The 13,338-nt window shown below is 59.9% G+C and carries 10 protein-coding genes; 8 read left to right on the top strand and 2 right to left on the bottom strand.

Translation table 11 applies throughout. The features are described from left to right. Nucleotides 1-269: 269 nt before the first annotated feature. Nucleotides 270-1,286, bottom strand: a complete 1,017-nt coding sequence (locus ACM6IN_RS07210) for an AraC family transcriptional regulator (protein ID WP_414915662.1) — start codon at nt 1,284-1,286, stop codon at nt 270-272. A 207-nt stretch (nt 1,287-1,493) separates the two neighbouring features. Between ACM6IN_RS07210 and ACM6IN_RS07205 the strand changes: the two genes are divergently transcribed. From ACM6IN_RS07205 to ACM6IN_RS07170, 8 genes are all read left to right on the top strand, one after another. Next, nucleotides 1,494-3,089, top strand: a complete 1,596-nt coding sequence (locus ACM6IN_RS07205) for an FAD-binding oxidoreductase (RefSeq protein ID WP_414915661.1) — start codon at nt 1,494-1,496, stop codon at nt 3,087-3,089. A 5-nt stretch (nt 3,090-3,094) separates the two neighbouring features. After that, the gene (locus ACM6IN_RS07200; RefSeq protein WP_414915660.1) at nt 3,095-4,687 is read left to right on the top strand and encodes a glycerol-3-phosphate dehydrogenase/oxidase; all 1,593 of its coding nucleotides are present in this window, start codon (nt 3,095-3,097) and stop codon (nt 4,685-4,687) included. A gap of 20 nt (nt 4,688-4,707) precedes the next feature. Beyond that, complete coding sequence (locus ACM6IN_RS07195) at nt 4,708-6,276, top strand: FGGY-family carbohydrate kinase (protein ID WP_414915659.1); 1,569 nt, start codon at nt 4,708-4,710, stop codon at nt 6,274-6,276. Between the two features lie 228 nt (nt 6,277-6,504). Beyond that, nucleotides 6,505-7,794 carry a phospholipase gene (locus ACM6IN_RS07190; protein ID WP_414915658.1) on the top strand — a complete coding sequence of 430 codons (1,290 nt, stop codon included), beginning with the start codon at nt 6,505-6,507 and terminating at the stop codon, nt 7,792-7,794. 46 nt (nt 7,795-7,840) lie between these two features. Further along, entirely contained in the window at nt 7,841-9,799 is a 1,959-nt protein-coding gene (locus ACM6IN_RS07185) for a DUF1302 domain-containing protein (RefSeq protein ID WP_414915657.1), read from the top strand. 164 nt (nt 9,800-9,963) lie between these two features. After that, nucleotides 9,964-11,337: a DUF1329 domain-containing protein gene (locus ACM6IN_RS07180; RefSeq protein WP_414915656.1), complete on the top strand. Its 1,374-nt coding sequence runs from the start codon at nt 9,964-9,966 to the stop codon at nt 11,335-11,337. A gap of 156 nt (nt 11,338-11,493) precedes the next feature. Then, complete coding sequence (locus ACM6IN_RS07175; protein ID WP_228759094.1) at nt 11,494-11,847, top strand: type II toxin-antitoxin system HigB family toxin; 354 nt, start codon at nt 11,494-11,496, stop codon at nt 11,845-11,847. A 53-nt stretch (nt 11,848-11,900) separates the two neighbouring features. Beyond that, nucleotides 11,901-12,374 carry a helix-turn-helix domain-containing protein gene (locus ACM6IN_RS07170; RefSeq protein WP_100846304.1) on the top strand — a complete coding sequence of 158 codons (474 nt, stop codon included), beginning with the start codon at nt 11,901-11,903 and terminating at the stop codon, nt 12,372-12,374. A 146-nt stretch (nt 12,375-12,520) separates the two neighbouring features. On the opposite strand, the gene ACM6IN_RS07165 is transcribed toward ACM6IN_RS07170, so the two are convergent. After that, nucleotides 12,521-13,234, bottom strand: coding sequence for a methyl-accepting chemotaxis protein (locus ACM6IN_RS07165; protein WP_371042694.1), 714 nt, complete (start codon nt 13,232-13,234; stop codon nt 12,521-12,523). Nucleotides 13,235-13,338: the final 104 nt, after the last annotated feature.

Raw genomic sequence — 13,338 nt, 5'->3', positions numbered from 1 at the left:
CGCACAAGCCGGCGGATTCTGGCGCAGGCGTAGGCAGCGGCGCAAGGATTTGTGGGCTGTTTCGCGTAACGCTGAGTGTCTTTAAACACCTGTGGTGCGGGATGTTTATTGCGCTCAAGTATCGAGGATTTACCTGTAGGAATTGGGTGCGGCAACTGGCGCATTCGCGAGCAGGCTCGCTCCCACATTGGGTCCGCGGTGAACATCGAATTTGTGAGCAGCCGAGATCAAGTGTGGGAGCGAGCCTGCTCGCGAAGAGGCAGGAACATTCACCCGCGATGCATCTGCCGAAACTCCCCCGGCGGCATCCCTCGCCGACTCTTGAACGTGCGATGAAACGACCTCGGTTCGGTAAACCCCAGATACTGCGCAATGTCCTGAATCGGCAGCGTGCTGTTGAGCAAATAATGCTCAGCCAGCTCCTGACGCAAATCATCGAGAATCTGCTGATACGACGTCCCCGCCTGATGCAATTGCCGCTGCAACGTCCGCACGGAAACAGCGAGCTGTTCGGCGACCTGTTCCTTGCGCGGCAAACCCTCCTTGAGCAACTGCCGCAGTATGTTTTTCACTTGCTGTTCGAGCGACGCATCCTCAAGCGTCGCCATCAACCCCAACGCATGTTCTTCCAGCGTCCGCAGCAACTGCGCATCCGCTTGGCGCAACGGCAACTGCAAATACGCCAGCGGCACGACCAGCGCCGAATACGGCTGATCGAACAACACAGGGCAATCGAAAAACGCTTCGTACTGCGCCGGTGTCGCCTCCGCCGGGCATGAATGTTCCAGCCAGACCCCGGCCGGCGACATCTGCGTATCGGCGATCCAGCGCGCATAGTGCAGCCACGAACCGAGAACGTTTTCCACCAGATGTCGACGGATCCGTGGTCGCTGATAACGGCAGGTCCAGATCAGATGCACGTGGCCATCCAGCATCTCGGCGCGACTGACGCCCATGTCCCCCACCAGTTTCTCGAACGGCATGATCCGGCTCATCGCATCACCGAGCGTCGCGCAGTTCATGGTGATGTAACCGAGCACGCTCCACGAATTGGGCAGGACGAAATTCGCCGCGTTAAGCCCGAACAGCGGATCGCCCGAGTGTTCGCAAAAATAATCCAGCAAGCGTTCATGCGCTTCACCGGGCAAACGCAGGGTGTTGTCGCTCAACTGCTGCGCCTGCAAACCCGCCGCCGCCAACGCCGGCTCGATGGCCATGCCCAGCTGTTCGGCATGGCGCAGGTATTTGAGCAGCGGCGGTACCGAGGTGAAGCCAAGCGATTGCATGATCCCTTCCTTTGATCGATGACGCGTGGGCGGATGAAGGCCTGAAAGGTAATTTGAAACCCCGACTAAAGTAAATGGCTGACGCTTGCGCGACGTTTGACTCAATTGGCTACACGAACTGGCCGGATGCGACCGTGACACTTTGCGGCCGCTGGCTAGTATGGAGGCCTGAAATATCACTGATCCGACGGTTAGAAGGACACACGCATGCGACGCTGGAACGGCTGGGGAGATGCAAGCACGGTGGTCGAACTGCCGGGCCAGGGAGCGGAGTTTCTTCATGAACGACTGGGCGAGGGGCGCGCGCTGCCCGATGCTTCGCTTGAGGCTGCTTTGGCGCGCGTGCCTGCATCGCGATTGCAAGCACATACCTTGTACAGCGTCGATGCCAATGACCGCTTGCTGCATGCACGAGGCCAGAGCCTGCCGGACTGGCTGGCGTTGCGTGAAGGTGCGCTGGGCAATTATCCCGATGCGGTGGCGTTCCCCGAGACCGCCGAGCACATCCGCCAATTGCTGGCGCTCGCTCACGAACAGGACTTGTGCCTGATCCCCTATGGCGGCGGCACATCGGTGGCCGGCCACATCAATCCGCCGGATTCGGCGCGGCCAGTGGTGACGGTGTCGCTGGCGCGGATGAATCGCCTTATCGACCTCGATGAACAGAGCCTGCTGGCGACGTTCGGCCCCGGTGCGAGCGGGCCGCAGGTGGAAAGTCAGCTGCGGGCGCGGGGCTACACCCTGGGGCATTTTCCGCAGTCTTGGGAGTTGTCGACGCTGGGCGGTTGGGTGGCCAGCCGTTCGAGCGGTCAGCAGTCGTTGCGCTATGGCCGGATTGAGCAGTTATTTGCGGGCGGGACGTTGGAAACCTTCGCCGGGCCTCTGGAAATTCCGACGTTTCCGGCCTCTGCCGCCGGGCCAGATCTGCGCGAAGTAGTGCTCGGTTGCGAGGGCCGTTTCGGGATTATTTCCGAGGTCAAAGTGCGGGTCAGTGCTTTGCCTGCAGATGAGCGTTTCTACGGGGTGTTTTTACCCAGTTGGACCAAGGCCCTGCAAGCCATCCGCCAATTGGCTCAGGCGCGTGTGCCGCTGTCGATGCTGCGTTTATCCAACGCCGTGGAAACCGAAACGCAACTGGCGCTGGCCGGTCATCCGCAACAAATCGCCTGGCTGGAAAAGTACCTGAAGCTAAGGGGGGCGGCAGAGGGCAAATGCCTGCTGACCTTCGGCGTCACCGGCAATCGCCGGCAAAACGCATTGTCGCTGACGCAGGCGCGGCAGCATCTGAAGGCGTTCGGCGGCGTGTTCACCGGTACCTTGCTCGGCAAGAAATGGGCGCAGAACCGCTTCCGTTTCCCCTACCTGCGCGAGAACCTGTGGAACGCCGGTTATGTGGTCGACACCCTCGAAACCGCTACCGACTGGAGCAACGTCGACAACCTGCTCAACCTTATCGAAAACAGCCTGCGCGAGGCCTTGGCCGCTGAGGGCGAGCGTGTCCATGTGTTCACCCACCTGTCCCACGTCTACGGCGAAGGTTCGAGCATCTACACCACTTACGTGTTTCGTCCGGCGGCGGATTACCCGGCGACGCTGGCACGCTGGAAAGCGCTCAAACACGCGGCCAGCCAGACCATCGTCGACAACCACGGCACCATCAGTCACCAGCACGGCGTCGGCAAGGATCACGCGCCGTACCTGTTGCGTGAGAAGGGTGCGCTGGCGATGGACACTCTGCAGGCGTTGAGCAAACACTTTGATCCGGCCGGGCGCCTCAATCCCGGCACGCTGCTGCCGGAGTGACGGCGATGAGTCCGGACTGGAACGCCGCATGGCGTCAGCAGATTCTGCCGACGCTGGCTGAGGAAACCTGGGACCTGATCGTCATCGGCGGCGGTATCAGCGGCGCCGGCATTCTGCGTGAAGCCGCGCGTCGAGGCTGGCGCTGTCTGCTGCTGGAACAGCGTGATTTTGCCTGGGGCACCTCTAGCCGATCGTCGAAAATGGTCCATGGCGGTTTGCGTTACATCGCCAAGGGCCAGTGGCGCCTGACTCGTGATTCGGTACGTGAACGTCAGCGCTTGCTCGACGAAGCGCCGGGGTTGGTCGAGCCGATGAGCTTCATGATGCCGCACTATCGCGGCGGCTTTCCCGGGCCTCGGGTGTTGGGTGGCTTGCTGAGCGTTTACGACGCCTTGGCGGGACGGCGCAGCCATCGTTTTCATGATGCGCAACAACTGCGTTATCTGGCGCCGGGCGTGAGGGAAAACGACTTGCTCGGCGGCACCAGTTTTGTCGATGCGCTGACCGATGATGCGCGGCTGGTGATGCGTGTGTTGAGTGAAGCGCGTGCCGAGGGTGCGGTCGTGGTCAATGGCGTGCGCGTCGAACATCTGCTGCGTGAAAACGGCCGAGTGTGTGGCGTTCAGGTCGAGGATTGCGAGGCTGGTGCTACCCTGCAATTGCGCTGCGGCGTGCTCGCTGTGGCGACTGGCGCGTGGGCTGAACGCTTGCGGCCGACTGAGGCGTCACGGCAACTACGACCGTTACGCGGCAGTCATTTATTGCTACCGGGTTGGCGTCTGCCGGTGGCGCAGGCGTTCACGTTTCTGCATGAGCGCGATCGGCGTCCGGTGTTTGTTTTTCCGTGGGAAGGCGCGACGGTGGTGGGCACCACGGACCTCGATCATCGTGAGGATCTGGATCAGAGTGCGAGCATCAGCGGCGAAGAACTCGACTATCTGCTGGCCGCCTGCACGCAACAGTTTCCCGGCGCCGAAGTGAGCGCGGCGGATGTGTTGTCGACCTGGTCCGGCGTGCGTCCGGTGGTGGGCAGCGCAGGTGCGCATCAAGACAAACCGTCGAACGAAACCCGCGAGCATGTGCTGTGGCAGGAGCCCGGTTGTGTGACCTTGGCCGGCGGCAAACTCACCACGTTTCGCCCGCAAGCCATCGAAGTGCTCAAGGCCTGCGCGGCGATGCTCGAACGTCCTTTCGTCGATGACGCCGCGCCCGTGTTTGCCGCTGTTCCTGTGCTGGCGATTTCTGAGTTGAGCAGCCATCAGTGGCGACGTCTGGCCGGGAGGCATGGCCGAGAACTGCCAAGGCTGGCGCAATTAATCAAAGAAATCGGCCACGCCACGGTCGGCGCCACGGACACCTTGTGGGCGGAATTGGCCTTCGCCTGTGAGACTGAAATGGTTCTGCACCTCGACGATCTGCTGCTGCGCCGCACGCGTCTAGGCCTGCTGCTGCCCCATGGCGGTGAAGATTATTTCACCGCAATGCGTCAACTCTGCCAGCCGCGACTGGGCTGGAGCGACGAACACTGGCAGCAAGAAATTCAGCGTTATCGGGCGTTGTGGCAACGCCATCACGGTTTGCCGGATGCCACGCCTTGATGCCCCTTGAAGAGAGCTCCATGGATAACCACCCGAACAAGCGTTACCTGCTGGCCATCGACAACGGCACCCAGAGCGTGCGCGCGCTGCTTTTCGATTTGCAGGGCAATCTGCTCGGCAAAGGCAAGGTCGAGTTGCAGGCGTATTACTCGACGCAGCCGGGCTGGGCCGAGCAGGATCCGGAGTATTACTGGGCGAAACTCGGCGAGGCGTGCCAGCAAGTGTGGGCGCAGACCGGCATTGATCGTTCGCAGATTGCCGGGGTGTCACTGACCACTCAGCGCGGCACGGTGATCAATGTCGATGCCGAGGGCAAACCGCTGCGCCCGGCGATTCTGTGGCTCGATCAGCGTCAGAGCGAAGTCGAGGGCGGGATCAAAGGACCGTGGGGCTGGTTGTTCAAACTGGTCGGCGCGCAAGGCACCGTGGATTATTTTCGCGCTCAGGCAGAGGCGAATTGGATCGCTCAGCATCAGCCAGAAGTGTGGGCGGCGACGGATAAGTTTTTGCTGTTGTCCGGGTTTCTCACACATCGCCTGTGCGGGCGCTTTGTCGACTCGGTGGGTTGCTGCGTCGGCTATGTTCCGTTCGATTTCAGACGGCTGAAATGGGCTGCGCCGAGTGACTGGAAATGGCAGGCACTGGCGGTGCGCCCCGAGCAATTACCGAGCTTGCAAAAACCCGGTGAAACCCTTGGCTACATCACCGCTGAAGCGGCTCGCCACACCGGTATTCCCGAAGGCTTGCCGCTGATTGCTGCGGGGGCTGACAAGGCTTGCGAAGTGGTCGGTGCCGGTGTGGTTGATGCGAGCACGGTGTGCCTGTCTTACGGCACTACGGCGACGATCACCAGCACCCGCTCGCGCTATCTGGAAATCGTCCCGTTGATTCCGCCGTACCCGTCAGCGGTGCCCGATCAGTTCAACTGCGAGGTGATGATCTATCGTGGTTACTGGATGGTCAGCTGGTTCAAGAACGAGTTCGGGTTGCGTGAAATGCAGCAGGCCAAAGAACAGGGCATCGAGCCGGAGCAGTTGTTCGATGCACTGGTTGAGGCTGTACCGCCGGGGTCAATGGGCTTGATGCTGCAACCGTATTGGTCGCCGGGGATTCGCGAGCCGGGTGTCGAGGCGAAGGGCGCGATGATTGGCTTCGGCGATGTGCACACCCGTGCGCATATTTACCGGGCGATTCTGGAAGGGCTGGCGTATGCGTTGCGTCAGGGTATGGAGAATATCGAGCGGCGTTCGAAGGTATCGATCAAGCGGTTGCGCGTGGCCGGTGGTGGTTCGCAGAGTGATGCGGCGATGCAGCTCACGGCGAATATTTTCGGCCTGCCGGCGGAGCGTCCGCATGTGTATGAAGCGTCGGGTCTGGGCGCGGCGATTTGTTGTGCGGTGGGATTGGGGCTGCATGCGGATTTCCCCACGGCCATCGCGGCGATGACCCGGGTCGGCGCGGTTTTCACACCGCAGCCCGAGGCCCGGAAAATCTATGAGCAACTGTACAAAGAGGTCTACCTGCGCATGTACCGCCAGCTCAAACCGCTGTACCAGAGCATCCGCAAAATCACCGGTTACCCCGCCTGAAAGAACACCACCAATCCCCTGTAGGAGCTGCCGAAGGCTGCGATCTTTTGATCTTGTTTTTTAAGATCAACGTCAAAAGATCGCAGCCTTCGGCAGCTCCTACAGGGAGCGTATTGCGATTCGATGTGGCGCCATCGGAGAACTTTTCTGGTGAGATCGGACAGTGTCAGCGCCGGGGTCGGTTGTTAGGCTCATCCCCCACGGCACCTCCTATAAGAACGACAAGCAATGAAGCTGACCTTCCTCCTGTTGCTGCTTTGTGCAACGGCCCCGAGCGCCTGGGGCTGGTCGAACCATACGGTCGGCAGCTATCTGGCGTTGCAGGATCTGCCGGCGTTGCGTGATGCACCGCAGGTTGAAGTCGAGCCGCTGGAGCGGTTTCTCACCGAGCAATACCCGGCCGTGCTGGCGCTGCTGGAGCAACAGGAAAGCTTCGCCCGCGAGCACTTCGCGCAATACCCGCCACGCCCCGACAAGCTGAAATTGCCCGCAGTGCCGAGTGACAATCTGCGCCACGATTTCCTCTCGGCGCTGCGCATCAATCCCGAAATACATCTGGCAATGGTCATCCAGCCATTGCCCGGCAAAGACCTGCCCGAGCGTGAGCACTTGCAGGCCAATCAAGTCATGGTCGAGCAAACCCTGTCACCGTGGAATCGCCAGCGTTTCATCGTCGTTACCGAGCACGAAAAAGTCGCGCCTCTCGTGGTGCTCGCCAGCGCCGCCGACGAACCGGATTACGGCCACGACATCAACCTGTTCAGCGACAACCCCGGCGCAGTCGGCGCGGCCTATGGCTTCGGCCCGCAGCCGTTCGGCGACGCGCGTTTCCAGTACAGCTCGCAGGCGCCGTTCCACATGGGCTTCTTCCATGAAAGCGCGGTGGTGTATGCCGCTGCTGGTTTCCTTGAACGCAGTTGGCCGGACTGGCGCGCCTATCAATACATGGGCCTGGCGCGATTGGCGTTTGCCAGCGGTCATCCGTATTGGGGTTATCGTTTTCTTGGTTGGGGCCTGCACCACATTCAGGACCTGACCCAGCCGTATCACGCCAAGCCGTTGCCCGGTGTCGACCTGGCCAGTCTTCTGTTGCTGGAAGGCAAGGCAATCGCCGGTTTCGCTGAGGACAAACAAGCCTCGATCGAACGCGTCGCCACTCGACACATGGAAGTGGAGAAGTACCAGTCGACCTGGCTGCGCCGATTGCTGCGCACCGGTCAGCCGCACCCGATGCTGGCGGCTTACGCCGATGTGGCTCAGGACAAAACCTACCCGCCGTACTCGGTCGACTACCTGCGCGAAGTGGTCAGTGCCGAGTCGGTCAACGATTCCGCAGCGTTCGACGAGGCCATCGGCCAGTGGCTGGAAACCGCGCCCGTCAGCAGTGATTTCAGCCGCGGCAATCAACTTCATAGCGAAGATTTTGACCACCCGGCACTCAACCAGCAGCTGTTGAAGTTGCTCGGGCATTTCGGCGCGCACAGCCGGATTTACGTCAGCGCGGGATTGGCGCCGTAGCGCGGTAACGAACACCAAAACAATAAAAACAGGGAAGGAGGAACACATGATCAACTCTCGATTGCGCCTGACGGGCGCCGCGCTCCCCGGTGTCGGCCTGGCCGGGCTGCTGCAACTGTGCGCAGTCGATGCGGCGCACGCGGTGGAGTTCAGCCTGATGGACAAGCAGGTCACCGGCTCCCTCGACACGACCTTGTCCTACGGTCGTTTGTGGCGGGTGCAGGGCCGCGACAAGACTAACGATGACGTCAACACCAACGACGGCAATCGCAACTTCGACACCGGGCTGGTTTCCGAGGTGTACAAGATCACCTCCGAGCTTGAAGCCAACTATCAGAATTACGGTTTGTTTGTGCGCGGCACCGCGTTCTACGACACGCAACTGATGGACAAGCGCAACGACTACTACGACAACAACAGCCCGTCGCAACCGAGCCAGAGCTACCCGCAGGACGATCATTTCACCAGTCAGACCCGCGACATCGCCGGCAGCCGCATCGAGATGCTCGACGCCTATGTGCATGGTAGTTGGGACGTTGCGCAGATGCCGGTGACCGCGCGCATCGGTCGGCAGGTGTTCAACTGGGGCGAGGGGATTTTCTATCGCGGCGGGATCAACACCACCAACCCGGTGGACGCCGCCAAGTACCGCTTGCCTGGCGCGGAAGTGAAGGAAGTGCTGGTGCCGGTCGAGGCGCTGAGCTTCAACATCGGCCTGACCGACTCGCTGACCATGGAGAGTTTCTACCAGACCAACTGGAAGGAAACCCGCATCGATCCGGTCGGCACCTTCTACTCGCAAACCGACTTGTTCGCTGACGGAGGCAACACCGGTTACAACAACTTCAGCGGCACAGCGCTCGACACGCCGGTTCCGGGGTTTGGCAACGTCATCGGTTTGTACAGCGCGTTGGGCAATAACCCGTTACTGAGCTCCGCCCTGCAAACCACTGGCCTGTACGCCAACGGCGTGACGCCGGCCTATGGCAATACGTTGAAAGTGGCGAGCATCGGCAAGGACTACAACGCGCGCAACGATGGCCAGTTCGGCTTTGCCTTTCGCTACATCGCCGAGCAGCTCAACAGCACCGAGTTCGGGTTGTACATGGTCAATTACCACGCCAAGGAACCGACCATCGCGGCGGATCTGGGCGGGTACAAAGGCATCGACATGGATGCGTTGACCAATCTGCTGGCGGGCGTCGCTGGCAGTCAGGCCGGGGCGCTGGCCAACGGTCTGGCCACGGCGGATGTGATGGGCAATATCCAGGCGCATCGGCGTTACGCCGAAGATATTCGCATGTACGGCTTCAGCTTCAACACCACGTTGGGTGAGGCGTCGGTGTTTGGTGAAATTGCTTATCGGCCGAACCTGCCGATCGGCGTCGCGGCCACCAATGATCTGATCGGTGACCTGGCCAACGGCGCAGCGGCAGCGGTGACCGGCAAGTCGATCAACGTCGGCGGGCAGATGGTGACGCTCGACAGCCAGATCAATAACGCCGAGCGTGTGGAAGCGTTCAACACCTCGCTGGGGACCATTTACAACTTCGGCCCCACGGCTTCGTTCGACTCGCTGTTCGGCATCTTCGAACTGGCCTCCGAACACCTGCGCGGCAGCAGTCTGCAATACACTGCGTATGACGGCAGTCGTCGTTACTACGCCGGCACCGGTAACTTTTCCTATGTCTCTGGCGGTGATCGCGACGATCAGGTCAACCGCAATTCCTACAGCTACACGGCAATGCTCAACGGCACCTGGAACGACGTGTACGCCGGGGTCAACGTCTCGCCCTACATCGTTTACAAGGACGATTTCGAGGGCAACAGCTATCAGGCCGGCAACACCATCGAAGGTCGCAAGGCCTACACGCTGGGGATCAAGGCCAACTACCAGAACAAGCTCGAAGCCGAGTTGCAGTACACCGAGTTCTATGGCGGCGGGCAAAACAACGGCATTCGCGACCGCGACAACGTCGGGTTCAACCTCAAGTATTTCCTTTGATTGCCCGGAACAAAACTTGCGGCACCCCGTCCCCCTGTGGGAGCGGGCTTGCCCGCGATGACGGCAGCACATTCGACATCAATGATGGCTGACCCAGCGCAATCGCTGGCAAGTCGAGTCGTCGCACCGCAGCTCCCACAGGTTTCTGTATTTTGGAGAAGATCATGGTTCACACTTCAAGATTGACCAAGGCTTCGCTAGGGTTTGTGTTGGGCCTGGCTGCCAGCTCCGCTCTGGCCGCCATTACCCCACAACAAGCCGAACAACTGAAAACCACCCTGACCCCCATGGGCGCCGAGCGCGCGGGCAACGCCGCCGGCACCATCCCCGCCTGGACCGGCGGCATCACTCAAGCCCCGGCCGGCTACAAACCGGGCCAGCATCACCCCGATCCGTACGCGGCCGACAAACCGCTGTTCACCATCACCAAAGCCAATCTCGATCAATACAAAGCCCACCTCAGCCCCGGCCAGATCGCCCTGTTCAACAGCTATCCCGACACCTTTCAGATGCCGGTCTACCCGTCCCGCCGCTCCGGCTCAGCACCGCAATGGCTGTACGACAACACCCTGAAAAACGCCACCTCAGCAAAATTGCTCGAAGGCGGCAGCGGCTTCTCAGATGCCTACGGCGGCGTACCTTTTCCGGTGCCCAAGGATGGCGTTGAAGTGTTGTGGAACCACATCACTCGCTATCGCGGCATCTACGTCGTGCGCCGCGCCTCCGAAGCACCGGTCCAGCGCAACGGCAGCTTCGCGCTGGTGACCTCGCAGCAGGAAGCGCTGTTCAACTACTACCGCCCGAACGGCCAGTTCGCCGACCTGAAAAACATCCTGTTCTACTACCTCGCCTTCGTGAAAAGCCCGGCGCGACTGGCCGGCGGTGCTGCACTGGTGCACGAAACCCTCGATCAACTCAAGGACGCACGCCAGGCCTGGATCTACGACGCCGGCCAACGTCGCGTGCGCCGCGCACCGAACCTCGCTTACGACACGCCGATCGCATCCTCCGATGGCCTGCGCACCGCCGACGACACCGACCTGTTCAACGGCTCACCGGATCGCTACGAGTGGAAGCTCAAGGGCAAACAGGAAATCTACATCCCCTACAACAACTACAAAGTCGCCAGCCCCGAGGTGAAATACGCGCAGTTGCTGACCCCCGGCCACCTCAATCCGCAATACACCCGCTACGAGTTGCACCGGGTCTGGGTGGTGGAAGGCAACCTGAAACCCGGGTCGCGGCACATCTATTCCAAGCGTGTGCTGTTTCTCGATGAAGACAGCTGGGGCGCGGCACTGGTTGATCAATACGACGGGCGAGGGGAGTTGTGGCGGGTGTCGATGGCTTACCTGAAAAACTTCTACGACCTGCCCACCACGTGGAGTGCGCTGGACGTGTTCCACGATTTGCAGGCGCGCCGTTACTACGTGCAGAACCTTGATAACGAAGAGGCGGAGACTGTCGATTTTGCGCAGCCGGTGCCGGAGGATGCGTATTTTATGCCGTCGGCGTTGCGGCAGCGTGGGACGCGGTGATGACTGAAGTCTAAGTCCACCACTGACAGAAAGAGCCCGAAGCCACTGATGCATTTGGCTTCGGGTTTGTTCTGTAGAGCTAAAAATATCTGCTTTACAGATATCTGTATTTGAGATAATTTGGCTGCATGTAGGGATACCAGAACCGATAATTGTATGAGAGTGATCACAAAAGCGGCGGTTGCGCGGGCCATTGAGACTCATGGCCAGTGGAGAGATCCTCTCACCTTGTGGCTAACCATCTTCGACAGAGCATCGCTGCGCTTCGAGTCGTTTGAGAAGCTTCGTCAAGACTGGGCCAGCGCCTCAGGTTGGAACGTCGATCGTATCCCTCACTCGAAGCTGAGGCTGACGAGCAAGAAAGGCCCGCTTGATATTTACGTTTTTGATATCAAGAAAAACGAGTGCCGTGTCATTACGTGGATCAACACGAAGACTGGCACTATCTATATCAAGGACATTCTTCCCCATGCCGGATATGACAAATGGTGGAAGGGTGATGTCAAGTAGTTGGCCAGAATGAAATACGCTATTTATGTTTAACGAAAATACAGGTGATCTCAATGAAGCGTAATAAAGTCGAAGCGACAGGACTGGATTCCTTCATAGCCGATATTTCACCCATGCTTGAGGGACTGGGCGATCAGCTAGCGACTTTGTCCAAGTTGTTGTCTGCCTGCCATGATCCGATAAAAAATGATGACGATCTGCAAGTGCGAATGGCCCTGATTGATGAGCTTTATTCCCACGCAAGCACCGAGGATCATGCTGCGGCACGATTTGCGGAGTTTGTGGCTGATCGGGTTTATGAGTACGAGAATGAAACGGTGTTGATTGCTTATTCGTCCCAATCTGAAGCGCTGGCGTTTCTGCTGTCGGAAAGAGGTGTCAAACAGAAGGACTTGTCTGAGATCGCAACTCAGAGTGCTGTTTCAGAGATATTGAATAACAAGCGAAAAATGACCGTTGCCCAGATAAAGGGATTCGCCGAGTTCTTTAAAGTGCCGGTTGAGTTTTTTATGCACGGTGTGGTTTGACGGGATGCCGTGAAAGGTCTAACGCAATCGCGAGCAGGCTCACTTCTACAGGGGATTGGCGTCGCCCACATAATCTGTGATCGACGCGTTACCTGTAGGCCTTCGCCTGCTCGCGATGCGGTTGTAGCTTCAGCGCTGAATCAGGGTCAAACGCGGAAGTGGCTGACCATCTGCTGCAACTGACCTCCCAAACGCGCCAGTTCAACACTCGACGCCGCCGTCTCATCACTCGCCGCTGCGGTCTGTTCCGACACGTCGCGTACGTTGATGATGCTGCGGCTGATCTCTTCAGCCACGGCGCTCTGCTGCTCAGCCGCTGCGGCGATCTGCTGGTTCATCGACTGGATGTTCGACACCGTGCGGGTGATGTTTTCCAGCGACGCGCCAGCCTTGCGGGTCAGGGCGACGCTGCTGTCGGTCAGGGCGCGGCTGTTGCTCATCACGGCGGAGACTTGCTGGGTGCCGTTCTGCAGACCGGCGACCAGGCCTTCGATTTCCTCGGTGGATTTCTGTGTGCGCTGAGCCAGGCCACGAACCTCGTCGGCGACCACGGCAAAACCACGACCGGCTTCACCGGCGCGCGCGGCTTCGATCGCAGCGTTGAGGGCCAGCAGGTTGGTCTGCTCAGCAACAGCCTTGATCACGTCCATGACGCTGCCGATCTTGTCGCTTTCCTGTTGCAGCACGCTCATGGCTTCGGTGGAACGCACCACTTCGCTGGCCAGACGTTCGATCTGCGCGATGGCTTCGTTGACCACTTTGTCGCCCTCACGGGCTTCGCCGTCAGCGGCGGCAGCGGCTTGCGAGGCTTCTTCGGCGTTGCGCGCGACTTCCTGCACGGTGGCGGTCATTTCGTGCATGGCGGTGGCGACCTGATCGGTCTCGACTTTCTGGCTGTTCACACCGGCGCTGGTCTGCTCGGTGACGGCCGACAGTTCTTCAGCGGCGCTGGCAATCTGGGTGA

It is taken from the genome of Pseudomonas sp. IT-P395 (assembly GCF_949767675.1).
Classification (GTDB): Bacteria; Pseudomonadota; Gammaproteobacteria; order Pseudomonadales; family Pseudomonadaceae; genus Aquipseudomonas.
The sequence above is the reverse complement of the archived record's forward strand: the minus strand, read 5'-3'. Positions and strand labels throughout refer to the sequence as shown.

Bases quoted from the DNA above. Each gene is read 5' to 3' on its own strand.
- ACM6IN_RS07210 (WP_414915662.1), bottom strand. From the start codon at position 1,286: ATGCAATCGCTTGGCTTCACCTCGGTACCGCCGCTGCTCAAATACCTG.
- ACM6IN_RS07205 (WP_414915661.1), top strand. From the start codon at position 1,494: ATGCGACGCTGGAACGGCTGGGGAGATGCAAGCACGGTGGTCGAACTG.
- ACM6IN_RS07200 (WP_414915660.1), top strand. From the start codon at position 3,095: ATGAGTCCGGACTGGAACGCCGCATGGCGTCAGCAGATTCTGCCGACG.
- ACM6IN_RS07195 (WP_414915659.1), top strand. From the start codon at position 4,708: ATGGATAACCACCCGAACAAGCGTTACCTGCTGGCCATCGACAACGGC.
- ACM6IN_RS07190 (WP_414915658.1), top strand. From the start codon at position 6,505: ATGAAGCTGACCTTCCTCCTGTTGCTGCTTTGTGCAACGGCCCCGAGC.
- ACM6IN_RS07185 (WP_414915657.1), top strand. From the start codon at position 7,841: ATGATCAACTCTCGATTGCGCCTGACGGGCGCCGCGCTCCCCGGTGTC.
- ACM6IN_RS07180 (WP_414915656.1), top strand. From the start codon at position 9,964: ATGGTTCACACTTCAAGATTGACCAAGGCTTCGCTAGGGTTTGTGTTG.
- ACM6IN_RS07175 (WP_228759094.1), top strand. From the start codon at position 11,494: ATGAGAGTGATCACAAAAGCGGCGGTTGCGCGGGCCATTGAGACTCAT.
- ACM6IN_RS07170 (WP_100846304.1), top strand. From the start codon at position 11,901: ATGAAGCGTAATAAAGTCGAAGCGACAGGACTGGATTCCTTCATAGCC.
- ACM6IN_RS07165 (WP_371042694.1), bottom strand. From the start codon at position 13,234: ATGCACGAAATGACCGCCACCGTGCAGGAAGTCGCGCGCAACGCCGAA.